The organism is Micromonospora vulcania (assembly GCF_042658605.1).
GTDB classification, from domain to species: domain Bacteria; phylum Actinomycetota; class Actinomycetes; order Mycobacteriales; family Micromonosporaceae; genus Micromonospora; species Micromonospora vulcania.
The window spans coordinates 190,664-215,684 of record NZ_JBHSQS010000009.1 but is presented as its reverse complement, the minus strand read 5'-3'; the positions used below and the strand labels follow the sequence as shown (position 1 = coordinate 215,684).

Here is a 25,021-nt window from a genome sequence, read left to right as displayed (position 1 = left end):
CGGTGCAGTAATGTCCCCGCATGGCCATCCCCGATCGTGTGCCCATCTCGTACGTGCCCGACTACCGCACCCGCTTCATCGGCCGGTACGACGAGGGCGAGTTCTTCGGCTCCGTCACCGCGACGCTGGCGGACGGCAGCGGGGCCGAGGACGACTGGTACCGGCACAAGCGGTGGTACGCCGTGCTGCACCGGTTCGACGCCGACGGCAGGCACACCGGTTCGGACGTGTGGTTCGCGGGCACCAGCGAAGACGAGCAAGCCTCCGTCGACCGGGCGGAGGCTCGCCTCGTCGAGTGGCTCGACCGGCTGCCCGGCCGCGTCTTCGCCGACATCTCGATCAGGCTGTTCCAGATCGAGGTCGACGGGCAGGTCTTCGGGCTGGTCGAGGACTTCTACGAGGGTGACGACGAGGACGACGAGGCGGCCGAGGACCACGTCGAGTTCCTCCCCGACAACCTCGGCTTCGACCCGCCCTGGGACGGCTGTTACGACACCTGAGTGGCGGTCGCCGCCGGATCAGGCCGGGGGTGTCGCCGCCGCCCGGCCGAACCGGGCGGCGACGCCACGCAGCACGGCGCGCAGCTCCGGCGGGTCGAGCACGTCGAGGTCCACCTCGAGGGTGCCGAGGAAGGCCGCCAGGTTGGCCAGCGACTCCCCACCGGTGTGCAGCAGGCAGGTCCGCTCGTCGATCGACTCCAACAGGCCGGCCGTGCTGGGGATCCGTTGCGCCATCAGCTCGGCCGGCGCGTGCAGGCGTACCCGGGCCGGATGCGGCCAGGCCGTGGAGCCGACGCCGCGCAGCACGTGCGCGACCGCGTCGCCACCTGGCGGCTCTCGGGGTGTGAAGCGTGGCCCGGTCGGCACCCGTGGCCGGATCCGGTCGGCGCGGAAGGTTCGCCAGTCGCCCCGGTCGGTGTCCCAGCCCAGCAGGTACCACCGCCGTCCGGTGTAGACCAGGCGGTACGGCTCGACGTCGCGCACCGTGGCCGTACCGTCGTGGCCGGCGTAGTCGAAGCGCAGCCGCTCGTGACGGTGTACGGCGGTCGAGACCGCGGTGAGCGTGGCCGCGTCCACGGTCGGGCCGCCGGTCGCGGCGGAGACGGTCGCCGTGCGCAGCGCGTCCACCCGGTGCCGCAGGCGCGACGGCAGCGACTGCTCCAGCTTGGCCAACGCCCGCAGCGAGGTCTCCTCGATCCCGCGCACCGAGCCGGCGGCGGCCGCCCGCAGCCCGACCGCCACGGCCACCGCCTCGTCGTCGTCCAGCAGCAGCGGCGGCAGCGCGGACCCGACGCCGAGCCGGTAGCCGCCGGCCACGCCGGGCCGCGACTCGACGACGTACCCGAGGACCCGCAGCCGTTCGACGTCGGCACGGACGGTCCGGGTGGTCACCTCCAGCCGGTCCGCCAGATCCGCGCCGGACCAGTCCCGGCGGACCTGTAGCAGCGCCAGCAGCCGCAGGAGCCGCACCGAGGTCTCCACCATGGCGGCAAGTCTGCCAGCCAGCGCGGGGACGACCCGGGGGTCAGGAGGTCGCGGTGGACCTCTTGGTGGGATCGGTCGAGGTGACGCCGTGCGTGGGGCGGCGGGTCAGGACCTGCGGGCCGGACGCCGTGATAGCGACGGTGTGCTCGGAGTGGGCGGTGCGGGAGCCGTCGGCGGAGCGGATGGTCCAGCCGTCGCTGTCGAACTTAATCTTGTCGGTGGAGCGGCAGAGCCAGGGCTCGATGGCGATGGTGAGGCCGGGGTCGAGCTTCAGGCCGCGCCGCGCGCGGCCGCTGTTGGCGACGTGCGGGGCCTCGTGCATGGTGCGCCCGATGCCGTGGCCGCCGAACTCGGCGTTGACGCCGTAGCCGTAGGACTGGGCGACCTCGCCGATCGCGGCGGAGACGTCGCCGAGGCGGCCGCCGGGCTGGGCGGCGTTGATGCCGGCCTCCAGTGCGACCTCGGTGGCCTCGATCAGCTTCAGGTCGGCCGGGTCGGGGGTGCCGACGACGACGGAGAGGGCCGAGTCGGCGACCCAGCCGTCGATGCCGAGGGCCATGTCGATGCTGAGCAGGTCACCGTCCCGTAGCACGTAATCGTGCGGCAGGCCGTGCAGCACCGCGTCGTTGACCGACAGGCACAGCACGTTGCGGAACGGGCCGCGGCCGAACGACGGGGCGTAGTCCCAGTAGCAGGATTCGGCGCCGCGCTCCTTGATCCGGCGGCGGGCGTGGTGTTCGAGGTCCATCAGGTTGACGCCGACCTCGGCGACACCGCTCAGCTCGGCGAGCAACTCGCCGACGAACTGACCGGCCACCGCCATCCTGCCGATCTCCTCGGCGGACTTGAGCTCGATCACGACAGCCTCCCTCTCCGTATGCGGTATTTTTATACCACGCCAGGTCGGGGATGCTGCCGAGGGGATATCCTGCACGCATGGTTCGCCAACCGCTCACCGCCGAACAAGTCGCAGCGGGCCAGCGCCTCGGTGTCGCCCTCCGGGCCGCGCGGGCCGGCCGCAGCCTCGTCGAGGTGGCCCTGGCGGCCGGCATCTCTCCCGAGACGCTCCGCAAGATCGAGGCCGGCCGCCTCCCCGCACCCGCGTTCGGCACCGTGGTCTGCCTCAGTCAGGCGCTCGATGTTCCCCTCGGTGACCTGGCCGACGTCTGGCTGGCCGACATGCCCGTTCGCCAGGCAGCCTGGAGACCGGCCGCCCCGGTGCTGTAGTCGGCCTTCGTCCGGGCCGCCGGCGACCGGCAATATCCATTGCGGACGCGCCGCGCTTCTCCTAGTCTCGTCCGTGCAGGGTCAACCACGCACACCCGAGGGGAGTACGCCGTGTCGCAACACGTCCGCACCAACCCCGAACGGTGTTTGCCGTGCATGGCTGCCGCACTGCCCACCGACACCCGATACCGCCGCTGCTGCCGCCCGGAGCTGGGCCGGCGGCCGGGGTGGAGCGACTGACGCCGACGCTGCGCGCGTCCGCTGGCCGCCCACCCCACCGGGGTTCGGGCGGCCCTTTCAGATCCGCGTACCGCCGCCGAACGTCGGCCGGGCGGCGCATGATCTCTTTCGGTCACCGTCTCGGACGGTGATACCGGCACGACCTCAGGAGACGACGATGGCATTCACCCCCCTCGCAGGCACCCGGGCACCGGTCCGGGTCTGGACCGACCCGTACGACATCGAGCCGCAGGCCGCCAGGCAGCTGCGTAACATCGGCGCGCTGCCCTGGGTACAGGGCGTCGCGGTGATGCCGGACGTGCACTTCGGCAAGGGCGCCACGGTCGGCTCGGTCATCGCCATGCGGCAGGCCGTCTCGCCGGCCGCGGTCGGCGTCGACATCGGCTGCGGGATGTCGGCGGTCCGTACCTCGCTGACCGCCGCCGACCTGCCGGACGACCTGGCCGGGCTGCGCTCCGCGATCGAGGCGACCATCCCGGTCGGCTTCGCCCAGCGGGACGACGCGGTCGACCCGCGCCGGGTCCGAGGGCTGGAGCAGGCCGGCTGGGACGACTTCTGGGGACGGTTCGCCGGGCTCGACCGGCGGGTCGCGCAGCTGGAGACCCGGGCCCGGCGTCAGCTCGGCACCCTCGGCGGGGGGAACCACTTCATCGAGGTCTGCCTTGAGCAGGGCGGCGCAGACGACGGCCGGGTCTGGCTGATGCTGCACTCCGGGTCACGCAACATCGGCAAGGAGCTGGCCGAGCGGCACATCGCGGTGGCCCGAGGGCTGCCGCACAACGCCGACCTGCCGGACCGGGACCTCGCGGTGTTCCTCGCCGGTACGCCGGAGATGCAGGCGTACCGGCGGGACCTGTGGTGGGCGCAGGAATACGCGCGGCGCAACCGGGCGACCATGCTGGCCCTGTTCTGCGGAGTGGTGCGCGACCAGTTCCCGCAGGTCAGCTACGACGAGCCCATCTCGTGCCACCACAACTACGTGTCCGAGGAGACCTACGACGGCGTGGAGGTGCTGGTCACCCGCAAGGGGGCGATCCGGGCCGGCCGGGGCGACCTGGGCATCATCCCGGGCTCGATGGGCACCGGCTCGTACATCGTGCGGGGCCGGGGTAATCCGGACGCGTACTGCTCGGCCTCGCACGGGGCCGGGCGGCGGATGTCGCGGGCACAGGCCAAGCGGACCTTCAGCACGCAGGACCTGGCCGCGCAGACCGCCGGCGTGGAGTGCCGCAAGGACGCCGGGGTGGTCGACGAGATCCCCGGCGCGTACAAGGACATCACCGAGGTGATGGCACAGCAGGAAGACCTGGTGGAGGTGGTCGCGCACCTCAAGCAGGTGGTGTGCGTGAAGGGCTGAGAAGGGGTACGCGCGGGCCGGTGGTCCCGGCCCGCGCGGTAAACCCTCAGAAGCCGACGAAGACCCGGCGCAGGTCGTCCAGGCTGACCGGGCCGGTCACCTGCACCCCGTCCGGCGTGTACCGGGCGCCGAGACGGCCGACCACCAGCCGCAGCCAGGTCTCGGCGGGCAGGGACAGCTCGCCGTCCGGCTGCTCCGGCGCGTCGGTCAGCTCGACCTGCTCGCCGAGCCGCAGCCCGAACGTCCGCTCCGGGTCCCGCAGCCGGACCAGCAGGGTGGCCTCCCGGCCGGCCAGCTCCTGCGGCCGGCTGGTCCAGGACAGCATGCCGCCGATCTGCTCGATCAGCAGCGGCACCGCCTCCGGCGTCACGGCCGCGAACGGGTTGAACGCCACCTCGGCATCCCACTGGTGCAGGGCGAACTCGCTGAGCCGGAACCGGGCAGCGGTGGCGACGTCGACCGGCTCCGGCAGGAAGCCGAGGTTGATCCGCAGCGTCGCGCGGGTGTCGGCGTCCAGCGCCTCGTACGCCTCGACCAGCCGCTGGTTGGACTCCAGGAACCCGGCCGCGTGCTCCTGGGGTGACATGGCGTCCCAGCGCTGCCAGACGCTGCGGTTGAAGTCGCCGTCCGGGGCGGGCCTGCCCTCGCGGGCGGCGGTCAGCCCGGCGAGGCCGATCTCCGCGCCGCTACCGAGGTGGCTGAGCACCTGGGAGACCTGCCACTCGCTGGCCCCCGAGGGGTGGCGCAGGTCGTCCTCCTTGAGGTCCCGAACGAGCGCGGCGAGCTCCTCATGGCCATTACGTAGGGCGTTGATGATCGGGTCGGCAGCCGTGGACATATTTCTCCTCAACGGATTCTCGACGATGCTCGCGACGCTACCGGACGTGGACGCCGACCGGCCCGCCCCCGTGCTCGGGAGCGGACCGGACGGCGTCGCCGGTGGACTCAGCCCATGTGTACGGCGTTGCCGGTCGGGATGTCCTCCTTGCGCACCTTGATCAGGATCAGGGTGGCCAGGCCGGCGAGCACGATCAGGGCCGCTCCCCAGCCGAACGCGACGCGGTAGCCGTGCACCAGCGCCTCGACCTGGTTGACCGGGTTCGGCGCCCGGCCGACCAGGTACGCGGCGACCGCGCTGGTGTAGAAGGTGTTCAGCAGGGCGGTGCCCAGCGAGCCGCCGACCTGCTGGGTCGCGTTCAGCGTGGCGCTGGCCGCGCCGGCGTCGTGTTCCGGCACCCCGACCAGCGCGAGGCTGGACAGCGGCACGAACGTGAAGCCGAGACCCATGCCGAGGACGACCTGAGCGGGCAGCAGGAGGGTGAGGAACGAGGTGTCCACGTCGATCTGGGTCAGCACCAGCATGGCCAGGGCGGCGAGCACGGCGCCACCGACCATCAGCGGCTTGGCACCCACCCGCGGCATCAGCTGGCTGGCGCCGCCCGCCGCGATCAGCACACCGGCGGTGACCGGCAGCGACGCGAGCCCGGCCTCCAGCGGCTTGTACTGGAGCACCACCTGGAAGTAGAAGGTCAGGAAGAGGAACGCGCCGAACAGGCCCGCGCCGATCAACGTCGAGGCGAGGTAAGCCCCGCCCCGATTGCGATCCAGGATGATCCGCAGCGGCAGCAGTGGGTGGTTGGAGCGCAGCTCGATCACCACGAAGGCGGCGAGCAGGACCACGCCGGCGGCGATGAAACCGAGCGTCGCGGCGGCGTCCCAGCCGTTCTCGGCGGCCTTGGTGAAGCCGTACACCAGGGAGACCAGGCCGGCGGTGACGACGACCGCGCCGGGTACGTCGTAGCGGGTGTTGCCGTGCGCCCGGCTCTCCGGCACCAGCGAAAGGGCGAAGGCGATGGCGATGGCGGCGACCGGGATGTTCACCAGCAGGCACCAGCGCCAGTTGGCGTACTCGGTGAGCACACCGCCGAGCAGCAGGCCGACCGCCGAGCCACCGCCGGCGATCGCGCCGTACACGGCGAACGCCTTGGCCCGCTCCGCGGCCTCGGTGAACAGGACGGTGAGCAGCGCCAGTGCGGCCGGGGCGAGCAGTGCACCGAAGGCGCCCTGCAAGGCGCGGGCGGCGAAGAGCATGCTGCCCGTGGTGGCCAGACCGCCCAGCGCGGAGGCGAGCGCGAAACCGGTCATACCGACCAGGAAGGTCCGCTTGCGGCCCCAGAAGTCGGCGATCCGGCCGCCGAGCAGCAGCAGGCCGCCGAAGGCCAGCGTGTAGGCGGTGATCACCCACTGCCGGTTAGCGTCGGTGATCCCCAGGTCGACCTGGGCCTTCGGGAGCGCGATGTTCACGATGGTGGCGTCCAGGACCACCATCAGCTGCGAGACCGCGATGACCGCCAGGGCGATCCAGCGCCGCGGGTGCGGCGTCGCCGTCGACGTCCCCGCGTCGGGTGCGCCGGGCGCGGTCGAGGTAGTTCCGGGCATGGTGGAGCCTTCCGTGTTGCGGATGTCGGTGGATCAGGATCAGGCCTGGGACGGGCTGTCGGGCTGGTAGCGGAGCACCGGGATCAGCACCTGGTCGACGACCTGGGTGACGAACGCGTCGTCGGCGGGTAGGCCGTGCGCGACATGCTGAGCGCGGGCGCCAGGTCGTGGAACAGCTCCCGTTCGCCGGCCTCGGGTGGGATCTCCCCCCGGGCGGCGGCGCGGACCAGGATTGCGGTGCTGGCCACCCGGCCGGCGGGCAGCACCTGGTGGCGTACCAGGCGTTCCAACTCGGGGTTGGTCCGCATGGCGAAGGTCAACGCCTGCATGAGGTCGCAGTCGGCGACGCAGATCGCGGCGGTCGCGCGCAGCAGCTCGATCAGGTCGCCGCGGAGCGAACCGGTGTCCGGTGGGTTGTGCACACCCACGTGCCGATCACGCAGGGCGGCGACGACCAGCTCGGCCTTGCCCTCCCAGCGTCGATAGATGGTGGCCTTGCTGACGTGGGCCCGGGCGGCCACCGCGTCGATGGTCATCCGGTCGAAGCCGACCTCGCGCAGCAGGTCGATGACCACGGCGTAGAGGGCGCTGTCGGTGCACCGCGCGCTGCGGGCAGCCGGCACCCCGGCACCCGCACCCACCTGCTGACCGCCCAGCATCCCGCACCCCCCCGTGAAACGATGTCGTACCGACCCTAGTTCGCTGATCACTGATCGTGCAGGGTTTTATGAGTTGCGTCGCATTGAGTCGACGAAACGATTACGTTTCACCGCGGCGTCGGGCGGATGAACGCGGCGGTCAGCCCCCGGCGGCGGGGGAGAGGATCACCGGCACGGCCACCGTGTTGATCCGGGCGCCGTCCCGGGCGGACACCTCGTACACCTCGACCGTCCCGCGCTGCTCGCGGGCCGTACGCCAGCCGACCACCACCCGGTACCCGCCCCGACAGCCGCTGCCACAGCTGGCGGTGCCGAAGCCGGTGGCCACCTCCCGGCCGGCGGAGTCCAGCACCCGGACGCTCACGGTGGCCTCGAACACCTCGGCGGTGCCGGTGACCGTGAGCGGGGTGCCGACGCGGTCGCCGACGCTCGGCCCGGTGACCACGATCGGGGGCAGCAGGTCCGCGTAGTCGTCCCGGCCGACCGGCGTTCCGCTGCCGAAGCGGACCTGCCGCACGGTGGGGAACTGGGTGAGCGTCCACACCACCTGGGCCTCGCGCAGCCGCCGGCGCTGCGCGGTTTCGTCGGCGCTCGCCAGCGGCGCGAGCGTCGCCACGCCGTCGGTGATCCGGGTGACCTCGACACCGGCCGGCAGCAGGGTGGCCAGCCCGGTGGCGGCCTCCGTCGCGGTGGGCCCGGCGGCCAGCTCGGTCAACGCCAGCCGGGACGTCGCCACGGTGGCCGGCCGAATCCGCCGGGTGGGCACGAGCCGCCCGGACCGGACGTACCACAGCTCGATGGTCACGGTGTCCGAGCGGCGCGGGTCGGTGCTGGCCGGCGCGGGCGGGTGTGCGGTGGGCGTCGGCGGCGCCGACGGTGCCGGCGTCGGGTCCGGGCGCCCGGTGGGTGCGGGCGTCGACGGCGACCCGGTGGGCGCGGGCGTTGCCGGCGGCACGGTGGGCGCCGGGCCGAGCGCGCCGGATCGGGGGGTTCCGCAGCCGGTGGCGAGCAGCGCGGCGACGAGCACCAGCCAGGCCGTGCCCCGGCGTCTCATTCCGCACCGCCCGGTAGCTCCAGCCGGAACCGGGTGCCGGTACCGGATTCGCTGCGCACGCTCAGGACCCCGCCGAGCAGGGCCGCGTGTTCCCGGGCGATGGCCAGCCCCAGGCCACTGCCGGGTCCCGAGCGCGCCGGGTCGACCTTGTGGAACCGCTCGAACAGGCGCGGCAGGTGCTCGGCCGGGATGCCCGCGCCCTGGTCGCTGACCTCGAAGACGACCAGCGGGCCCGCCGCGGCCACGGTGGCCCGGATCTCGCCGTCGCCATGCTCGACCGCGTTGGTGACCAGGTTGGCCAGTACCCGTTCCAGCCGGCGCGGGTCGGTGCGCAGCGCGACCGGGTCGCCGGAGACCAACACCCGCTCCGACCAGCCACGGGCCGCGACGATCGCGCGCAGCAGCGCCGGCGCGTCGACCGGACCCACGTCCAGCCGCTCCCGCCCGGCGTCCAGGCGGGAGATCTCCATCAGGTCCTCGACAAGCCGGCGCAGCCGGACCACGTCGCCGACCAGGAGCCGCGCGGCCGGCCGGGCGTCGTCGGGCAACTGGTCGAGGTGCTCGCGCAGCAGCGAGGCCGCGGCCACCAGGGCGGTCACCGGGGTACGCAGCTCGTGTGCGACATCGGCGGTGAACCGCCGCTCCCGGTCCTGCGCCGCGGACAGGGCGGCGATCTTCGACTCCAGCGCTTCGGCCATCTCGTTGAACGAGGCCGCCCAGACGCTGAACTCGTCCCGCCCGTGCACCGGCAGTCGGGTGGCGAGCAGCCCCTCGGTGAGCGCTCGGGCCGCGCGGCTGGCCCGGCCCACCGGCTCCAGCGTGCGGCGGGCGAGGGTGTGCCCGACCCCGGCGGCGAGCAGCACCACGAGCACCCATCCGGCCAGCAGGGCGGTACGCAGCTGACCCAGGTCGGCGGCGATGTCGTCCTCGACGGTGAGCACGTACAGCTCGGCGGTCGAGCCGGGGATCCGTCCGCCGACCACCAACAGCCGGGGTCGGTCCGCCGCGGCGGAGCGCTGGTAGCCGAGCTGTCCATCGGCGACCGTCGCGCGCAGCCGGGTGCCCAGCGTCGGGGCGTACGACGGGTGCGACGCTCGGGTGCTGCCGTCGACGAGCACCACGTGCCGGCCGCTGCCCTCGAAGCTGGTGAGCAGGTCGGTGCTGCGCTGGTCGGTCAGCGGCAGGAACTGTCCGGCGAGGACGAGCTGGTAGCGGGCGTCGGCGGCGGCCTCGTGCAGCGAGGCGTCCAGCCGGGACTGGCGCAGCAGCAGCCCGGTTCCACCGGCGAGAAGGCCCGCCGAGACGCCGGCGACCAGCACGAACGCGATCGTCAGCCGGCGCCGCAGGCGGCCCGGGGGCACCCCGCGTCCGGCCATCGCCGACCTCCCGTCAGCCCGTGGAGAGCTTGTAGCCTGCGCCGCGTACGGTGCGGATGAGCTGCGGGTTCGCCGGGTCGTCCTCGACCTTGGCGCGCAACCGCTGCACCGCCACGTCGACCAGCCGCGAGTCGCCCAGGAAGCGCTGCTCCCAGACCAGGTCCAGCAGCAGCTCCCGGGTGAAGACCTGACCGGGCCGACGGGCCAGCTCCAGCAGCAGGCGGAACTCGGTGGCCGTCAACGTCAGCTCCCGGCCGTCGTGGCGAGCCACGAAGCTGGCCGGGTCGATCTCCAGACGGCCCACCTCGATGATGGTGGAGGCGACCGGCGCGCTCGCCCGACGCAGCACCGAGCGGACCCGGGCCACCAGCTCCGGCAGGTCGAACGGCTTGCGCAGGTAGTCGTCCGCGCCGCACTCGAGGCCGACCACCACGTCGAGCGTGTCGGTGCGCGCGGTCAGCATGAGGATCGGCACCTGACTGGTCCGCCGGATCTCCCGGCAGACCTCCAGACCGTCCAGCACGGGCAGCATCACGTCGAGCACGATCAGGTCGACCGGGCGGGCTCGCCAGGTCACCAGCGCCTGCCGCCCGTCGGTGGCGGTGTCGACCCGGAAGCCGGCGCGGCGCAGACCGAGGGCGGTCACCTCCCGGATGGAGGCATCGTCCTCGACCACCAGTACGCGGCCCTCCACCACCCGAGCGTAGACCCGTGGTGACGGTGCGCAGCCCTGGCGAAACGGTCGGTGTGGAGGGCCCGGCCGGATGTCGGTCGTTAGGAAGGGCCCCTTCCTATGCACCAGGCGATAGGAAGGGGCCCTTCCTTCTACCACTGGTGGGCTACGTCGAGCACGATTCGGCTGTGGGTGCCGGGGCCCGCCAGCACGAGCGTGCGGAACGGGAGCCGGGCCCGTACGCCGACCGCGAAGGTGGTGTAGCCCTCGAAGCTGCCGCCGAAGACGACGTCGCGCAGCGTCGGGTAGCGCAGCAGGTTCGCGGTGTGCTCGCCGACCTGGTACGGGACGGTGCCCGAGTGGGCCGCGTCGTACGCCGGGGCCCGCAGCGAGACCCGCAGCAGGGCGCCTCCGGCGGTGTACGGCGACAGCGCCAGCCCCTCGCCCTCGGTCCACGTCTCGCCGTAGCCGACCGAGTAGCCGTCCACCGGGCCGGCGAACTCGAACACCACCCGGTCGTAGCAGTCCTGCCGGCCGGTCCGTACGTCGACCAGCGGGGCGCTGCTCAACGTGCCGGCGGTCTTGTCCGCGCTGCCCCAGGTGATCCCGCAGTACGGCGACGCGGCCGCCGTCGTGGTGGTGCTGCTCGCCGCGGCACCGGTGCCCGCGCCGGCGACCAGCCCGGCGAGTACGACCGCCAGCGCCGTCAGTGCGCTCCTGATCCTCATCGTGGTGCTCCGTTCGGTGATCGGGGACTACGTCGCGGCGGTGTTGCCGGTGCCCCTCGGATCGACCGTGGTCCCGCAACCCCACGACGACTTCGCCATGGCGTAACTGCCACGTAACAGCGGTGGCGTCGGTATGACGGTTCCGTTATGCCCGATCTCGACCCCCGTCGCCTTAACATTCACGTATATCAATGACCGGCGGCCCGGTGGTCGCCGGACGATCGCAGGGAGAGCGTGATGTTCCGACGACAAGTGCTGCGTACGGTGCTGGCCGTGCTGGTGGCGACCCTGGCGGCGGCCGGGGTGCAGCTCGCCACCGGCGCTCCGGCCGCCGCCGTGCGGACCGTCTACTACGACGCGAGCCGGACCGGCGAGTTCCGCACCAACTTCGACCAGGCGGCGCAGATCTGGAACAGCCGGGTCAGCACCGTCCGGCTCCAGCCCGGCACGCCGGCCAGCATCACCATCTACGTCGACGACGGCTGGCCCCGGGCGCAACCGACCGGGCTCGGCTCGGGCCGGATCTGGATGGGCCGCACGGCCGTCAACCAGGGCTACGACCGCAACCGGATCGCCGCCCACGAGCTGGGGCACATCCTGGGCCTGCCGGACCGGCGCACCGGCCTCTGCACCGACCTGATGTCCGGCAGCAGTGCCCCGGTCTCCTGTCGCAACGCGAACCCCAGCTCCGCCGAGGCGTCCCGGGTGAACTCGCTGTTCGCCGGCAGCCTGACCGCACCGGCCACCGGTACGACGTACACCTGGGACGGCGCCGGGGACGTCGGACCGACGGTCGTCGGCGGCCGGCCGGCCTCGGAGAACTACCCGTTCATGGTGTACGTCTCCGGATGCACCGGCACCTTGATCAAGGCCAACTGGGCAGTCACCGCCAAGCACTGCTCCACGCCGTCCTCGGTACGGGTGGGCAGCATCAACCGCAGCAGCGGTGGGTCGGTCGTCTCGGTGACCCGGGCGGTCAACCACCCGAGCGTCGACGTCAAGCTGTTCCAACTGGGCAGCTCGGTCAGCTATGCGCCGGCCCCGATCCCGAGCACCTCCGGCGCGGTCGGCACCGCCACCCGGATCATCGGCTGGGGTCAGACCTGCGCGCGTCCGGGCTGCGGTTCGGCTCCCGCGGTGGCCAACGAGTTGGACACGTCCATCGTGGCCGACAGCAGGTGCTCCGGGATCAACGGCCCGTACGAGATCTGCACCAACAACACCAACGGAAACTCCGGCGCCTGCTACGGCGACTCGGGGGGCCCGCAGGTGCGCCGGGTCAACGGGGTGTGGAACCTGATCGGCGCCACCAGCCGGGCCGGTAACAACAACTCCACCTGCGCCACCGGTCCGTCCATCTACGTCGACCTGCCGTCCATCCGCTCGTGGATCAACACCCAGGTCGGCGGCCTGCCGGTCTGACCACCTCGGACACTTCGGGCGGGGGACGCGTACGACACGCGTCCTCCGCCCCCGATGAGTGCCCTACGGGCGCGGGCCACCTGCGGCGGCGAGTGCCTCCAGCAACACCCGCAGGCGGCGCTCGCGGCGAAACCGACCCTCGAACAGACCGATCTGCCATGCCGCCGGGCTGTCTACGCGACTGCGCCAGTGTTCGGCCAGCTTGTGCGTGTCGGCGTGATCCGTCAGCGCCTGCGCTGCCGCGGGCGGCACGTCAAGGATGAGCAGCGGCCCGCCGGGGCTGTCCCGCTCGACTCGAACGCCGGTCAGCGCGCGGGCCGGCAGCCGCAGGTCCCACCAGGCCGGGTCATCGGGGTCGGCGTCGGCCAGTTCATCGGCCCACACGCCACGTAGCCGGCCGAAGACCTCACCGTCGCTGACCGACAGCATCGGATGCCCCGCGCCGGTGCCGTACCAGGCACCGGCACCGGCGGTCAACAGCAAGTACAGCAGGGGAGCGGCCACCACCACGGCGGGTCCGGCGACGAACGGCAGCCACGGCACCACCGAACCCAGCGGCGCGGTCACGAACGGAGCCATGACCGCCGCGACGGCCACGCCGAAGATCCCGCCGACAGTCACCGGGCGCATCTGATAGCCGGCCCTGATCGGCCGCAGCGTGCCGAGCATCCGCAGGAGGCGCCGACGCATGCGCAGTTCCGGTGCGTCGGTGCTCATGGCTGGCCGAGGCCGGCGCGCAGCTGCTCGAGTCTGTCCCGCTGCGCGTCGACGAGCCGCTGGTACTGGGCGACCTGCTCGTTGGCCTGGCGTACGGCGTCCGCGCCGAACAGGTCGGCGCCCTGGGTCACCTGCGCGACCGCGTCCGCCAGGCTGGCTCTGGCCGCGTCGGCGGCCCGGCCAGCGGCGGCGAGGATCGCCTCCTGGAGCTCGTACGTCTGCATTCGTCGGGTGCCCGCCGCCAGTTCGATGCCGACGAGGCGACCGCTCGCGTCGCACGTCGCCCGCACCAGCTCCGCGTCGTCGGTGCCCGCACCGGTGAGGTTCTGCATGGTGCCGGCGATCCGGCTCGCCTGCTCGGCCATGCCCTCGATCCGGCGTTGCAAGTCTGGGTCGATCACGAAGGCTCCCTACAGGGGGTCAGGCGAAGTTCTCGCCGACGCGAAACTCGGTCAGGTCCGGTGTGCCCGCCGTGCCGTCGTCCGGCAGCGCCATCAGCTTCAGGAAATCCTTGGCCAGCCCGTTGATGACGGCGAGGGCCAGCCCGCCCAGCGCGGTCACCCCGGCGATCATGGTGGTGACGGAGCCGGCCACGGCGGCTCCGGCCGCCTCGATGATCGGCTCGAGCACGACGGCGGCACCGGGGACGAGTTCGGCGGCGCGCATGGCGATCAGCCAGGTCAGGAACGGCACCGTCATCGTGCCCAGCGCGATCCACAGACCGGTGAGGGCGATTTCCAGAGAGTGCAGCGCCTCGCCCAGGGTGCGGATGTACGCGCCGAGTTCGTCCAGATGGGCCTTGAGCTTGGTCGACATGATGACGAAGCTGTCCTTGCCCTGGCCCTTCCAGGTGCCGGTCGCCGCCGAGCAGATCTTGTCGAAGTTCGTGTTGAGCGCCTTCTGCAGGTTGTCGCCGTGGCGAATCAGATCGGCGCCGGCCTGCGCGATGCCGAGCGGGTTGGCCACGAACAGGGCTGCGCCGGTCACACCGATGATGAACGTCGGGCACATCGCGGCGCAGGCCGACATGCCGGCCATGATCGCGCCGATCTCCGCCAGAGTGATCGAGGCGCCCACCGCGGCGAGCAGCGCCGGATCCTGGGCCAGCTGGCCCACGGCGGTCTTGCCGTACGCGTCGCCGAAGCTGCTCCCCGGTACCGCTGTGCCACCGAACCCACCGACGTGCAGGTTCTCCGCACGGTCGTACTGATCGGCGACGACACCGAGCTTCTCGCCGATCTGCCGGCACACGTCGGCGGCGCCGCGCACGTCCTTCACCAGGAAATCGATGCGTTGGATGTAGAGCGCCTCCGCCGGCGACAGTGCGATACCGAAGCCGGGCGGATCGATCCCGCTGTCGCGGGAAAGCTCGTCCGCCTCGTGTGCGTAGTCGTCGGCCACAGTGGTGCCGAGGGTCCGCGCGTGCGCACGAACGTCGACCGGGTCCACGGTGAAGTCAGCCATGCCGCCCCCTTCGCCGCCCGCAGCGGTTTCTCGCATCGTAGGCGAGGACGGCGCGCTCGGGGGACCGTGGACATGGCGCACGCGCGCGACACGCGCCCTGGGTCCCGATGGCATCGGTCACTGAACGGCTACACCCTGCGGTAGCCTGCCTGGCACACCGACCCCTCCGAGGTGGACCCATGCCTGCCGTCGTCGCGCTCGCGCTCACCCTCGCCCTGGCACCCGCGCCGTCTCCGTCGCCGTCTCCGTCGGCCAGCTCAGGCCTGGTCGGGGGTCTGCTCGGCGGTGTCGGGCAGATCGTCGACGGCATCCTCGGCGGTGGCAGCACGCCGAGCGCGTCCCCGACCCGCACGGAAAACCCGTCGTCGACCGCCGGTCCGTCGGCTCCGGCCGCGCCCGCCCCTGCACCGGCGCCCGCCGGGTCCGTGGCCGGGTCCGTGCCGTCGGCGGCACCGGCGGCTCCGGCCGCGCCCGCCCGCGGTGGCAGCGACCGGGGCACCCGCGAGGCAACCGTGCCCCTGCCGAACGGCACGGCCCCCGCACCGGCCAGCGCCCCGGCGCTCGCCGCCCCCGACCGGGGCGGCTCGCTGCTGCGGCCCGCGTACTATCTGCCGGCCCTGGGCGCGCTCGCGGCGCTGGTGGTGGCCCTGCTGTTCCTGCGTCGCCGCCGGCCGGCCGGCGTACCCGTTCTCGCCGCCGTCCCGGACGATGACGGCCCGGTGCCGGACAACGTCCGACACCTGCCGACCGACCTCAACGGCATCTACGAGATGGGTCGACTGGACGAGCGCCTCGAACAGGAGCGCCGACGCCGGCCCTGACGCGTGGCCCTCGGGCCGCCCGGCTCAGCGCGCCGGCCGGGCACCCTCGCGCGGCGGGATCCTGTCCTGGTACGTCCCGCTCGGGCCGGTGTACCGATCCCCGTCCGGGTACGGCCAGGCGTTGGCGGTGCAGCCGTGCATGCCCAGGGTCTGCTGCTGCATCACCGGCGCCGGCCGACCCCGCCCCGGGCACCGCTCGTGGCCCATGCCGAGGCGGTGCCCGACCTCGTGGTTGACCATGTACTGCCGGTAGCCGGCCAGGCCGGCGCTGTAACCCGGCACCGACTTGACCCAGCGCGCCACGTTGAGCACCACCTTGTCGCCCTTGCGGCAGGAGGTGTAGCCGTCCGGGTTGTCCTGGCACAGCTCGTCACGGGTGCCGGGGGTGGCCAGGTAGACCGTGAAGTCGGCCGGGGTATCGGCGCCCACCCGGTGCAGCCGCCGGGTCCCGCCGGCGGTCCAGCCACGCGGGTCGTTCAGGGTCGCGGAGACCTCCGCGGCGACGTCGGCCACCGGCAGGCCGCGGATGTCGCGTTCGACGGCGACCCGGTACCGCAGCAGACGACCGCCGCCACCGCGCCCGGGTGTCGTCTCGGCCGGTGCCACCGACCAGCGGTTGCCGCCGGTGGCGGGATAGCTGATCACGACGGCCGGCGACGGCGTCGGCGCGACGCTGCCGCTCCCGGCGACCCCGGCCGGTCGCGGGGTCGCGGGGTGCCCACCCGAGGTCGGGCGGGTCGTGGTGGGGCCGCTCGCGGGATGCCCGGTCGCCGGTTGTCCGCACCCGGTGAGCAGCGTCACCAGCAGCAGCGCAACAGGGGCGGCCTGCCCCCGGCGGGTAGCCTTCGTCGACATGTCTCTCTCCCTCGCGCGCCGGTCTGCGGCGGCGCGGGGAGAGAGACGGGTGACCGTGCCAAAAGGTTGACCTCGCGGGGACTCAACCTTTCGCGGCCCCCGCCCGTCCGTAACGTGTGGCACTGGGGAGGGTTTCGGCGTGGCGCGGGGTGATGCGGAGTTCGTCGAGTTCGCGCGGGCGGCGTCCGCGCGGCTGGTGCACGCCGCGTACCTGATGACTGGCGACTACCACCGGGCCGAGGACGCCGCCCAGACCGCCCTGGTCCGTACCTATGCGTCCTGGTCGCGGATCCGCGACGACGACGCCTACGGGTACGCCCGCCGCACGATGGTCAACCATCTGGTCGACGCGTGGCGGCGCCCGATCCGGGAGTACGCGACCGAGGAGGTCCCGGAGCAGCGGCGCGACGACGTGGCCGACGAGGTGGCCACCCGGCGTTGGCTGACCGCCATGCTGGGCGCGTTGAGCCCCCGTGAGCGGGCGATCGTGGTGCTGCGCTACTACTTCGACCTTCCGGAGGCGCAGGTGGCCCGCGAACTCTCCATCTCGGTGGGCACGGTCAAGAGCACCAGCTCGCGGGCGTTGGAGAAGCTGCGTGCCACCACCGCACCGCAGGCGGCCGACAGTCAGGAGGCGTGCCGATGAGCGAGCTGGACCGGCTCCGCGACGCCATGCGGATCACCGAGCGCCCCGACGCCACCCTCGACCTGGCCACCGTGCTGCGCGAGGGACGCCGGCTGCGGACCCGTCGGCGGGTGGCCGGAGCCGGTGTGGCCACGCTGGCGGCCGGGCTGGCCGCCGCCGTCGCCGTGGTGGTGATCGGCGCCGGGCCGAAGGACCTGCCGACGGTTCCGCCGCCGGTCGCCGACGCCCCCGGACCACCGGCCGCCACCTTCCCGACGCCGACGATCACGCCCTGGCACACGCCGGCGCCGACCACGCCGTCCTCATCCGGGGCGGATCGCGAGCGGCCGCCGTCGCCGCTGGGGCAGGTCGTCGACAGCAAGGTGTCGTACGGCACGGAACGGCGGGTGTTCTATTTCGTCCGGGTGCAGGTGCCGGGGGTGCCCCGGGTGACCGTGGGTCTGGTCGCTGGCCGCCGCGCCTCGGACGGCACGCTGACCACGGACCTGCTGGTCAACGACGTGGAGGGGGTCGACCGCAGTCCGGGGTTCCATCAGATCGGGTACGACCAGCGGACGTTGGGCCCGCCGGTGCCCACCTTCGGCTACTTCGTCGGCCCGGCGCAGCGGATCATCGGCACCGTGGACGGCCGGCAGGTCGACGCCCGGCTGACCCGGTGGAGCGTCGACCAGCAGGTGGTGATCTTCTGGTTCGATCCGGCCGATCTGACGCCGGGGGATCAGCTGGACGGCATCGTCGCCCGGGACGCCAAGAGCCGTCGGCTGTGACGCCGGTGGGCGTCGCGCGGTAGCCGGCAGCTCGGGTCCGGTCGTCCAGTCGGGGGTTCCGGACGAACGACCGATGCCCAAGACATCGATACATGCAACTGTTTGCTTCTCTCTCCAACCCCCGAGGAGCCCCCATGAGAGGCAGAACGCTGAGCGCGGGCATCGCGCTCGCGGTGTTCACCGGGATGACGGTGACGCTGGCCGCCCAGCCGGTGACCGCGTCACCCACCACCGGTACGGCAGTGGCCCGGCCGATCGCCGCGCCCGCCGCCGTCCTGGCGGCGCCGGACATCTCCGTCACCAACGTCCAGGCGCACCTGACCCAGTTCAACTCCATCGCCAGCAGCAACGGCGGCAACCGACGGGCCGGCTCGGCCGGCTACACCGCCTCGGTCAGCTACGTGCGGACCAGGCTCCAGGCGGCCGGCTACACCGTCAGCGAGCAGAACTGCTCCAGCTGCACGTACCCCTCGAACAACCTCATCGCGGAGTGGCCCGGCGGCCCGGCCGACCAGGTGGTCATGTTCGGCGCCCACCTGGACAGCGTGTCGGCCGGCCCGGGCATCAACGACAACGCCTCCGGCTCGGCCACCCTGCTGGAGAACGCGCTGGTCCTGGCCGCGCAGAACCCGACGATGACCAAGCGGGTCCGGTTCGCCTGGTGGACCGACGAGGAGCAGGGGCTCAACGGCTCCCGGTTCTATGTCAACTCGCTCAGCGCCACCCAGCGCGGCTACATCAAGGGCTACTACAACTTCGACATGGTCGGCTCGACCAACGGGGGCTACTTCATCAACCGGGTCACCTCCACCACGGCGGCGCCGCTGAAGGCGTACTGGGACTCGTTGGGGCTGCAGCCGGAGGAGAACGTCGAGGGCCAGGGTCGCTCCGACGACTACTACTTCCAGCAGGCCGGCATTCTGACCTCGGGCTACGCCGCGGGCGCCAGCGCCCGTAAGACGAGCGCCCAGGCCGCCAAGTGGGGCGGCACCGCCAACGCCGCCTACGACCCGTGCTACCACCGGGCCTGCGACACCACCGCCAACATCAGCGCCACCGTGCTGAACCGGGCCGCCGACGGCGTCGCGTACGCGCTGTGGCAGCTCGCCGTGGGCGGGGGCACTCCGACCAACGACTTCTCGGTCGCGGTCAACCCCACCTCGCGTACGGTCGCGCGGGGCGCCAGCACCACCGCCACCGTCAACACCGCGACCACCGCCGGCTCGGCGCAGACGGTGAGCCTCTCCGCCTCCGGGGCACCCAGCGGGGTGAGCGTCTCCTTCAGCCCGACCTCGGTGACCTCCGGCGGTTCGGCGACGATGACCCTGACCGCCTCGGCCAGCGCCGCCACCGGCACCTTCACCGTCACGGTCACCGGCACCGGTTCGGTCACCCGTACCGCCAGCCTCACGCTCACCGTGACCGGCACCGGCGGCTGCGCCGGCGGCCAGGTGATCGGTAACGGCGGCTTCGAGAGCGGCAGTACGCCGTGGACCGCGACCTCCGGCGTGATCACCAACTCCAGCAGTCAGCCGGCCCGGACCGGGTCGTACAAGGCGTGGCTCGACGGGTACGGCAGCACCCACACCGACACCCTGTCCCAGTCGGTGACCGTGCCGGCCGGATGCGCCAGCTACACGCTGTCCTTCTGGTTGCACATCGACACCGCCGAGACCACCAGCTCCACGGCGTACGACAAGCTCACCGTGCAGGTGGGTTCGACGACGCTGGCGACGTACTCGAACCTCAACGCCGCCGCCGGCTACGTGCAGCGCACGTTCAACGCGGCCGCGTACGCCGGCCAGACGGTGACCCTCAAGTTCACCGGCACCGAGGACTCCTCCCTGCAGACCAGCTTCGTGATCGACGACGTGACGCTCCAGGCGAGCTGATCCGAACCGTCGGGCGGAGGGGGGCCGCGTACGCCCCCTCCGCCCGACATCTAGTCACACCCGTCTATGTCTGGTAGAAATCCTGCAAGGCCGGCCCCTGTTTCGCAAAATTTCCACCCCTCACGCGAACGGGAGTGCCATGTCAGCCACTCGATCCACCCTGCGCCGCCGCGTGTTCACCCTGCTGGTGGCCACGCTCGCCACGGTCGGCGCCGCGCTCGGCCTCGCCGGCCCGGCCTTCGCGATCAGCCACTCCAGCGCCACCTCGCAACTGAGCGCCGCCGGCATCTCGTGGACCTCCAGCGGCAACTGCAGCAACCGCAACGTCGCGACCTGCACCTCGTTCGACGGCGTCCGGCAGGCCACCATCAGCGGCATCATCACGTTCAAGCGGGCCAGCGGCTGCGCGGTGACCGTGACCGCCGGCACCGAGGTCGGGCACGCCGGCGGCACGTACAGCCACTGGAACGGGTACAAGCTCGACATCGCGCTGAGCACCTGCATCCAGAACTACATCTCGGCGCACTACACCTACATCGGCTACATCGCCGGCTTCGGCTACCAGTACCAGGCCGCCTCGGGCAACCTCTACACCAAGGAAGGCAGCCACTGGGACATCCTGTTCTACAGCTGCGGTGGCTGCTGAGGGCTGACCGCGTACCCGAAAACGGGCCGCCGCCGGGAGATCCGGCGGCGGCCCGCCGCGGTGCGGTCAGGCAAGCTGCGGGTAGAGGGTGGCCACTCCGCCGGCCAGCCCGACGCGGCTCGGATCGGGAACACGACCCGGATGCGGACACAGCCCGCCGGGTGACGGCTCGTATCCTTTGCGCGAACCTCCGAACGAGCCGAGAAGGGGAGACGGTGTGAGTAACCAGGCCGAGACGTTGGAGTTCCAGGCCGAGGCGCGTCAGCTCCTCCAGTTGGTGGTCCACTCGATCTATTCGAACAAGGACGTCTTCCTGCGGGAACTCATCTCGAACGCGTCCGACGCGCTGGACAAGCTGCGGCTGGCGACGCTGGTCGACAAGGACCTCACCGCCGACACCGACGACCTGCACGTCGCCATCGAGGTCGACCGCGAGGCCCGCACCCTGACCGTGCGAGACAACGGCATCGGGATGAACCGGGACGAGGTCGTCGGGCTGATCGGCACCATCGCCAAGTCCGGCACCGCCGAGCTGCTGAGCCAGCTGCGCGAGGCCTCCGACGCCCGCGCCTCGCAGGACCTGATCGGCCAGTTCGGTGTCGGCTTCTACGCCGCGTTCATGGTCGCCGACCGGGTCACGCTGCTGACCCGCAAGGCCGGTGAGACCGGTGGCACCCGGTGGGAGTCCGCCGGTGAGGGCACGTACTCGATCGAGGCGGTCGACGAGGCCCCGCAGGGCACCACGGTGACCCTGCACCTCAAGCCGGCCGACGCCGAGGACAATCTGCACGACTACACCGCCGAGTGGACGATCCGGGAGATCGTCAAGCGATACTCGGACTTCATCGCCTGGCCGATCCGGATGCGGGTCGAGCGCCCCGGCGCCGACGGCGAGCCCGCCACCACCGAGGAGCAGACGCTCAACTCGATGAAGGCGCTCTGGGCGCGCTCGCGTGACGAGGTCGACGACGCCGAGTACCACGAGTTCTACAAGCACGTCAGCCACGACTGGGCCGACCCGCTCGAGGTCGTGCACATGAAGGGCGAGGGCACCTTCGAGTACGAGGCGCTGCTCTTCCTGCCCAGTCACGCCCCGCTGGACCTGTTCTCCCCGCAGGGTCGTCGCGGCGTCCAGCTCTACGTCAAGCGCGTGTTCATCATGGACGACTGCGAGGCGCTGGTCCCCACGTACCTGCGCTTCGTCAAAGGCGTGGTGGACGCCCACGACCTGTCGCTGAACATCTCCCGCGAGATCCTCCAGCAGGACCGGCAGATCCAGATCGTCCGCCGCCGCCTGGTCCGCAAGGTCCTGGCCACGATCAAGGACCTGAAGGCCAACCACCCCGAGCGCTACCGCACCTTCTGGACGGAGTTCGGTGCGGTGGTCAAGGAGGGGCTGATCGACGACGCCGACAACCGGGACACCCTGCTGGAGATCCTGTCGGTGGCCTCCACCAACGACCCGGACGAGCCTACCGACCTGGCCGGCTACGTCGCGCGGATGAAGGACGGCCAGAGCGACATCTGGTACGCCACCGGCGACTCCCGGGGCACCATCGAGAACTCCCCGCACCTGGAGGCGTTCCGGGCCAAGGGCCACGAGGTGCTGCTGCTCACCGACCAGGTCGACGAGGTGTGGGTCGAGCGGGTCGGCACGTACGACGGCCGGCCGCTGCGCTCGATCGCCAAGGGCGAGGTCGACCTGGACACCGACGAGGAGAAGCAGCAGGCCGAGGCCGAGCGGGAGCAGCAGCGACAGGAGTTCGCCGGGCTGCTCGAATGGCTGAACACCACCCTGGCCGACAACGTCCGGGAGGTCCGCCTGTCGTCCCGGCTGACCACCTCACCGGCCTGCGTCGTCGGCGACGCGCAGGACCTCACCCCGACCCTGGAGAAGATGTACCGGGCGATGGGGCACGAGATCCCGCCGACGAAGCGGATCTTGGAGATCAATCCCGGCCACCCGCTGGTCGCGGGGCTGCGCAAGGCCCAGGAGCAGGGCACCGACACCGCGGCGCTGACCGAGACGGCCGAGCTGCTGTACGGCCTGGCGGTGCTCGCCGAGGGCGGCGAGCTGACCGACCCGGCCCGCTTCACGAGGGTGCTGGCCGACCGCCTAGCCCGCACCCTGTAAAGCTCCGCCCGCACCCCGCCGCACCCCGCCCCCCGCCCCGCACCGCACCGCCCGCACCGCACCGCCCCGCCCCGTCGATCTAGGGCTCGTTGTTGTTTGTTGATCTCCAACCGCAACGATTTGCCCTAGATCGACGGGGCTGGGGGTGTGTGGGGAGCCGGGCGCGGGGTGGGGCGTGTTAGGCCGCTGGGGCGGCCGCCTTCGACTCCCGGTGGGACGCCACCGGGCCCGCGTTGCGGCCCCAACGCGGTGCCGACACCTCTGCGGGCCAGCCGGTGTGGACGTCCTCGTCGGCAGGCGCCGCGTTCGTGGCACGGGCCAACCGCAGCGACTGCTCGGCTCCGCTGCGGGCCGCGCACGGCCAGGGCTGGTCGGCGCACTGGAGGTTGTGGCAGTAACCCTCGTCGCCCGGCTCGTGGGCGGTCAACACGTCGATCGCGAGCTGCCAGAGCAACGGATCGGTCACGTCGTCCGGGCGCTCGGCGTGGCGGCTCGGTCGGTCGCTGATGTCATCGGACATGGTGGTCCCCCCTGTTGGCTGTTCCCCTACAGGGTCACCCCGTACGCCGCCCGCTAAACCGACGACCTGCTCTGATGTGTCGCCGGTCGCAGGTCAGTCCGGCAGCAGGGGCATCTCGACGCCCGGATCGCGGCCGAGCAGCACCGCGCGGGTGAGCGCCGTCGACCCGAACCGATCACGGACCGCGTCCACCGCGGCGTCCAACTCGGCCCCGGGGTCACGGTCGAACGGCAGCTCGGGCTGGACCGGATTGTCGTCCAGATTGCCCACCGAAACGCCGATCAGGGTGACGCCCCGTCGGTCGATCTCGGGTAGCGCGGCCCGCAGCAGCGCCCGCGCGGCGGCGAGCAGCGGCGTGGTGTCCGCGGTCGCCTTGCGTACCGTGTGCGAGCGGGTGGCCCGGGTGTAGTCGCCGAAGCGTAGCCGCAACACCACCGTGCGTCCGGATCGCCCGGCCGCCCGCATCCGTCGGGTCACCCGGTCGACCAGTCCGGCCAGGATGGCGTCCAGTTCCGCAGGGGCGTGCGGGGTACGACTCAACGCGTGCTGCGCGCCCATCGAGCCGCGCCGACGACCGACCTGGACCGCTCGTGGATCCCGGTTGTGTGCCAGGGCGTGCAGGTGCCGACCGGCCCCGGAACCGAGCAGTGACACCAGCGCCGCCTCGCCGAGGCGGGCCACCTCACCAACCGTGCGGATCCGCCGTTCCCGCAGCTTCGCGGCGGTGATCGGGCCGACGCCCCAGAGCCGCTCCACCGGCAGTGGATGCAGGAACGCCAATTCGGCGTCGGGCGCGACGAGCAGCAGCCCGTCCGGCTTCGCCACCCCGCTGGCCACCTTGGCCAGGAACTTCGTCCGCGCCACGCCCACGGTGATCGGCAGGCGTACCCGGTCGCGGACCTCCCGGCGCAGCCGCTCGGCGATCTCGGCCGGCGGCCCGACCAGCCGGCGCAGGCCGCCCACGTCCAGGAACGCCTCGTCGATGCTGAGCCCCTCGACCAGCGGGGTGGTCTGCCGGAAGATCTCGAACACCGCCCGGCTGGCCTCGGTGTACGCCGACATCCGGGGCGGCACCACGATCGCGTCCGGACACAGCCGGCGCGCCTGCTGGCCGCCCATCGCGCTGCGTACGCCCCGCGCCTTCGCCTCGTAGCTGGCCGCGAGCACCACGCCGCCGCCGACGATCACCGGCCGCCCCCGCAGGCGCGGGTCGTCACGCTGCTCGACCGACGCGTAGAAGGCGTCCAGGTCGGCGTGCAGGATGGTGGCCTCGGACGACACGTACACATGTTCGCACGGCCCGAACAGTCACCGCGCTGAGCTGCGTGAACGCCCAGCCGGGTTACAGGTCGTCGAACGGGCCGGCGTAGCGGAACTCGCCCCGGATCGAGTCGCGCCACGCGGTCATCGGCCGGGCCTGGAAGTACTGGGGACCCCAGGGCTGCGGCGGGGTGACGCCCAGTTCGACGGCCGGGCGAAACCCGAACCGCGGGTAGTAGTCCGGGTGCCCGAGCAGCACCACCAGCGGCTCGTCCCGGGCGTCGGCCGCGCCGAGCACCGCGTGCATCAAGGCGCTGCCGACGCCGCGTCGCTGCTGGTCGGGCAGGACACCGAGCGGCCCCAGGCCGAGCGCCACCGGCTCGCCGGCCACCCGACCGCGGGTGGCCACCACGTGACCCACCACCTGGCCGTCCGCGTCGGTCGCCACCAGGGAGTACGCGGGCAGCCAACCCTCGTCGGCGCGCAGCGCGTCGACCAGCGTCGCCTCGACCGGCAGGCCACCGCTCGCGTCCGAACCGGCGAAGGCGGCGGCGTGCACCGCGCGGATGGCGTCGACATCGGCCGGTGTCTCACGTCTGATCAGCACCGCGCCACGATACGGTGACCCCGGCACCGGCTC

The 25,021-nt window shown here is 72.3% G+C and carries 26 protein-coding genes and 1 pseudogene; 11 read left to right on the top strand and 16 right to left on the bottom strand.

The window, feature by feature from the left end; all coding sequences use genetic code 11:
* Positions 1–20 precede the first annotated feature (20 nt).
* Positions 21–500 (top strand): hypothetical protein, encoded by a 480-nt coding sequence (locus ACFQGL_RS17550; RefSeq protein WP_377513031.1) that lies wholly within the window; start codon positions 21–23, stop codon positions 498–500.
* 18 nt (positions 501–518) lie between these two features.
* Here ACFQGL_RS17550 and ACFQGL_RS17545 read toward each other — a convergent pair whose 3' ends face one another.
* Positions 519–1,484: a helix-turn-helix transcriptional regulator gene (locus ACFQGL_RS17545; RefSeq protein WP_377513029.1), complete on the bottom strand. Its 966-nt coding sequence runs from the start codon at positions 1,482–1,484 to the stop codon at positions 519–521.
* Positions 1,485–1,524: 40 nt separating this feature from the next.
* On the bottom strand, positions 1,525–2,343 hold the full coding sequence (map, locus tag ACFQGL_RS17540) for a type I methionyl aminopeptidase (protein ID WP_377513027.1): 819 nt from the start codon (positions 2,341–2,343) through the stop codon (positions 1,525–1,527).
* Between the two features lie 77 nt (positions 2,344–2,420).
* Between map and ACFQGL_RS17535 the strand changes: the two genes are divergently transcribed.
* Positions 2,421–2,711: a helix-turn-helix domain-containing protein gene (locus ACFQGL_RS17535; protein ID WP_377513025.1), complete on the top strand. Its 291-nt coding sequence runs from the start codon at positions 2,421–2,423 to the stop codon at positions 2,709–2,711.
* A gap of 397 nt (positions 2,712–3,108) precedes the next feature.
* Positions 3,109–4,308 (top strand): RtcB family protein, encoded by a 1,200-nt coding sequence (locus ACFQGL_RS17530; protein ID WP_377513023.1) that lies wholly within the window; start codon positions 3,109–3,111, stop codon positions 4,306–4,308.
* A gap of 46 nt (positions 4,309–4,354) precedes the next feature.
* Here the strand turns inward: ACFQGL_RS17530 and ACFQGL_RS17525 are convergent, their stop codons facing one another.
* The 7 genes from ACFQGL_RS17525 to ACFQGL_RS17495 form a co-directional block, all read right to left on the bottom strand.
* Positions 4,355–5,146, bottom strand: a complete 792-nt coding sequence (locus ACFQGL_RS17525; RefSeq protein ID WP_377513021.1) for a maleylpyruvate isomerase family mycothiol-dependent enzyme — start codon at positions 5,144–5,146, stop codon at positions 4,355–4,357.
* A 107-nt stretch (positions 5,147–5,253) separates the two neighbouring features.
* Positions 5,254–6,747, bottom strand: coding sequence for an MFS transporter (locus ACFQGL_RS17520; RefSeq protein WP_377513019.1), 1,494 nt, complete (start codon positions 6,745–6,747; stop codon positions 5,254–5,256).
* 83 nt (positions 6,748–6,830) lie between these two features.
* Positions 6,831–7,406 carry a TetR/AcrR family transcriptional regulator gene (locus ACFQGL_RS17515; RefSeq protein WP_377513017.1) on the bottom strand — a complete coding sequence of 192 codons (576 nt, stop codon included), beginning with the start codon at positions 7,404–7,406 and terminating at the stop codon, positions 6,831–6,833.
* A 139-nt stretch (positions 7,407–7,545) separates the two neighbouring features.
* Complete coding sequence (locus ACFQGL_RS17510; protein WP_377513015.1) at positions 7,546–8,460, bottom strand: Gmad2 immunoglobulin-like domain-containing protein; 915 nt, start codon at positions 8,458–8,460, stop codon at positions 7,546–7,548.
* Positions 8,457–9,836: an ATP-binding protein gene (locus ACFQGL_RS17505; protein WP_377513013.1), complete on the bottom strand. Its 1,380-nt coding sequence runs from the start codon at positions 9,834–9,836 to the stop codon at positions 8,457–8,459. The genes ACFQGL_RS17510 and ACFQGL_RS17505 overlap by 4 nt, the downstream gene beginning before the upstream one ends.
* A 13-nt stretch (positions 9,837–9,849) precedes the next feature.
* On the bottom strand, positions 9,850–10,530 hold the full coding sequence (locus ACFQGL_RS17500) for a response regulator (protein WP_377513011.1): 681 nt from the start codon (positions 10,528–10,530) through the stop codon (positions 9,850–9,852).
* Between the two features lie 131 nt (positions 10,531–10,661).
* Positions 10,662–11,237, bottom strand: coding sequence for an AMIN-like domain-containing (lipo)protein (locus ACFQGL_RS17495; protein ID WP_377513009.1), 576 nt, complete (start codon positions 11,235–11,237; stop codon positions 10,662–10,664).
* Positions 11,238–11,540: 303 nt separating this feature from the next.
* Between ACFQGL_RS17495 and ACFQGL_RS32180 the strand changes: the two are divergent.
* Positions 11,541–11,948: pseudogene (locus ACFQGL_RS32180) on the top strand (snapalysin family zinc-dependent metalloprotease); the annotation flags it as partial.
* 18 nt (positions 11,949–11,966) lie between these two features.
* Positions 11,967–12,659, top strand: a complete 693-nt coding sequence (locus tag ACFQGL_RS32175) for a S1 family peptidase (protein ID WP_417565843.1) — start codon at positions 11,967–11,969, stop codon at positions 12,657–12,659.
* A 63-nt stretch (positions 12,660–12,722) separates the two neighbouring features.
* Here ACFQGL_RS32175 and ACFQGL_RS17485 read toward each other — a convergent pair whose 3' ends face one another.
* From ACFQGL_RS17485 to ACFQGL_RS17475, 3 genes are read right to left on the bottom strand one after another with little or no spacing between them, the layout of a single operon-like run.
* The gene (locus tag ACFQGL_RS17485; RefSeq protein ID WP_377513005.1) at positions 12,723–13,349 is read right to left on the bottom strand and encodes a hypothetical protein; all 627 of its coding nucleotides are present in this window, start codon (positions 13,347–13,349) and stop codon (positions 12,723–12,725) included.
* 23 nt (positions 13,350–13,372) lie between these two features.
* Positions 13,373–13,777 carry a YbaB/EbfC family nucleoid-associated protein gene (locus ACFQGL_RS17480; protein ID WP_377513003.1) on the bottom strand — a complete coding sequence of 135 codons (405 nt, stop codon included), beginning with the start codon at positions 13,775–13,777 and terminating at the stop codon, positions 13,373–13,375.
* Between the two features lie 19 nt (positions 13,778–13,796).
* A complete protein-coding gene (locus ACFQGL_RS17475) occupies positions 13,797–14,921 on the bottom strand; it encodes a hypothetical protein (protein ID WP_377513001.1) in 1,125 nt (374 codons plus the stop codon).
* 98 nt (positions 14,922–15,019) lie between these two features.
* Between ACFQGL_RS17475 and ACFQGL_RS17470 the strand changes: the two genes are divergently transcribed.
* Entirely contained in the window at positions 15,020–15,661 is a 642-nt protein-coding gene (locus ACFQGL_RS17470) for a hypothetical protein (RefSeq protein ID WP_377512999.1), read from the top strand.
* 24 nt (positions 15,662–15,685) lie between these two features.
* Here ACFQGL_RS17470 and ACFQGL_RS17465 read toward each other — a convergent pair whose 3' ends face one another.
* Positions 15,686–16,516, bottom strand: coding sequence for a DUF3152 domain-containing protein (locus tag ACFQGL_RS17465; protein ID WP_377512997.1), 831 nt, complete (start codon positions 16,514–16,516; stop codon positions 15,686–15,688).
* A 139-nt stretch (positions 16,517–16,655) separates the two neighbouring features.
* Between ACFQGL_RS17465 and ACFQGL_RS17460 the strand changes: the two genes are divergently transcribed.
* The 5 genes from ACFQGL_RS17460 to htpG all read left to right on the top strand — a co-directional run bounded on the left by ACFQGL_RS17460 (position 16,656) and on the right by htpG (position 22,601).
* A complete protein-coding gene (locus ACFQGL_RS17460; RefSeq protein WP_377512995.1) occupies positions 16,656–17,162 on the top strand; it encodes a SigE family RNA polymerase sigma factor in 507 nt (168 codons plus the stop codon).
* Complete coding sequence (locus tag ACFQGL_RS17455) at positions 17,159–17,929, top strand: superantigen-like protein SSL4 (protein WP_377512993.1); 771 nt, start codon at positions 17,159–17,161, stop codon at positions 17,927–17,929. Before ACFQGL_RS17460 ends, ACFQGL_RS17455 begins: the two co-directional genes overlap by 4 nt.
* Positions 17,930–18,063: 134 nt before the next feature.
* Complete coding sequence (locus ACFQGL_RS17450) at positions 18,064–19,821, top strand: M28 family peptidase (RefSeq protein ID WP_377512991.1); 1,758 nt, start codon at positions 18,064–18,066, stop codon at positions 19,819–19,821.
* A gap of 139 nt (positions 19,822–19,960) precedes the next feature.
* Positions 19,961–20,467: a hypothetical protein gene (locus ACFQGL_RS17445; protein ID WP_377512990.1), complete on the top strand. Its 507-nt coding sequence runs from the start codon at positions 19,961–19,963 to the stop codon at positions 20,465–20,467.
* A 217-nt stretch (positions 20,468–20,684) separates the two neighbouring features.
* Complete coding sequence (gene htpG / locus ACFQGL_RS17440; protein ID WP_377512988.1) at positions 20,685–22,601, top strand: molecular chaperone HtpG; 1,917 nt, start codon at positions 20,685–20,687, stop codon at positions 22,599–22,601.
* 178 nt (positions 22,602–22,779) lie between these two features.
* Here the strand turns inward: htpG and ACFQGL_RS17435 are convergent, their stop codons facing one another.
* The 3 genes from ACFQGL_RS17435 to ACFQGL_RS17425 form a co-directional block, all read right to left on the bottom strand.
* Positions 22,780–23,121 carry a hypothetical protein gene (locus ACFQGL_RS17435; protein WP_377512986.1) on the bottom strand — a complete coding sequence of 114 codons (342 nt, stop codon included), beginning with the start codon at positions 23,119–23,121 and terminating at the stop codon, positions 22,780–22,782.
* Between the two features lie 93 nt (positions 23,122–23,214).
* Positions 23,215–24,402: a DNA polymerase IV gene (gene dinB, locus ACFQGL_RS17430; RefSeq protein ID WP_377512984.1), complete on the bottom strand. Its 1,188-nt coding sequence runs from the start codon at positions 24,400–24,402 to the stop codon at positions 23,215–23,217.
* Between the two features lie 61 nt (positions 24,403–24,463).
* A complete protein-coding gene (locus ACFQGL_RS17425; RefSeq protein WP_377512982.1) occupies positions 24,464–24,988 on the bottom strand; it encodes a GNAT family N-acetyltransferase in 525 nt (174 codons plus the stop codon).
* Positions 24,989–25,021 lie beyond the last annotated feature (33 nt).

Coding starts and splice junctions, on each gene's coding strand:
- ACFQGL_RS17550 (WP_377513031.1), top strand. CDS start 21: ATGGCCATCCCCGATCGTGTGCCCATCTCGTACGTGCCCGACTACCGC.
- ACFQGL_RS17545 (WP_377513029.1), bottom strand. CDS start 1,484: ATGGTGGAGACCTCGGTGCGGCTCCTGCGGCTGCTGGCGCTGCTACAG.
- ACFQGL_RS17535 (WP_377513025.1), top strand. CDS start 2,421: ATGGTTCGCCAACCGCTCACCGCCGAACAAGTCGCAGCGGGCCAGCGC.
- ACFQGL_RS17530 (WP_377513023.1), top strand. CDS start 3,109: ATGGCATTCACCCCCCTCGCAGGCACCCGGGCACCGGTCCGGGTCTGG.
- ACFQGL_RS17525 (WP_377513021.1), bottom strand. CDS start 5,146: ATGTCCACGGCTGCCGACCCGATCATCAACGCCCTACGTAATGGCCAT.
- ACFQGL_RS17520 (WP_377513019.1), bottom strand. CDS start 6,747: ATGCCCGGAACTACCTCGACCGCGCCCGGCGCACCCGACGCGGGGACG.
- ACFQGL_RS17515 (WP_377513017.1), bottom strand. CDS start 7,406: ATGCTGGGCGGTCAGCAGGTGGGTGCGGGTGCCGGGGTGCCGGCTGCC.
- ACFQGL_RS17510 (WP_377513015.1), bottom strand. CDS start 8,460: ATGAGACGCCGGGGCACGGCCTGGCTGGTGCTCGTCGCCGCGCTGCTC.
- ACFQGL_RS17505 (WP_377513013.1), bottom strand. CDS start 9,836: ATGGCCGGACGCGGGGTGCCCCCGGGCCGCCTGCGGCGCCGGCTGACG.
- ACFQGL_RS17495 (WP_377513009.1), bottom strand. CDS start 11,237: ATGAGGATCAGGAGCGCACTGACGGCGCTGGCGGTCGTACTCGCCGGG.
- ACFQGL_RS17485 (WP_377513005.1), bottom strand. CDS start 13,349: ATGCGTCGGCGCCTCCTGCGGATGCTCGGCACGCTGCGGCCGATCAGG.
- ACFQGL_RS17470 (WP_377512999.1), top strand. CDS start 15,020: ATGCCTGCCGTCGTCGCGCTCGCGCTCACCCTCGCCCTGGCACCCGCG.
- ACFQGL_RS17465 (WP_377512997.1), bottom strand. CDS start 16,516: ATGTCGACGAAGGCTACCCGCCGGGGGCAGGCCGCCCCTGTTGCGCTG.
- ACFQGL_RS17455 (WP_377512993.1), top strand. CDS start 17,159: ATGAGCGAGCTGGACCGGCTCCGCGACGCCATGCGGATCACCGAGCGC.
- ACFQGL_RS17450 (WP_377512991.1), top strand. CDS start 18,064: ATGAGAGGCAGAACGCTGAGCGCGGGCATCGCGCTCGCGGTGTTCACC.
- ACFQGL_RS17445 (WP_377512990.1), top strand. CDS start 19,961: ATGTCAGCCACTCGATCCACCCTGCGCCGCCGCGTGTTCACCCTGCTG.
- ACFQGL_RS17435 (WP_377512986.1), bottom strand. CDS start 23,121: ATGTCCGATGACATCAGCGACCGACCGAGCCGCCACGCCGAGCGCCCG.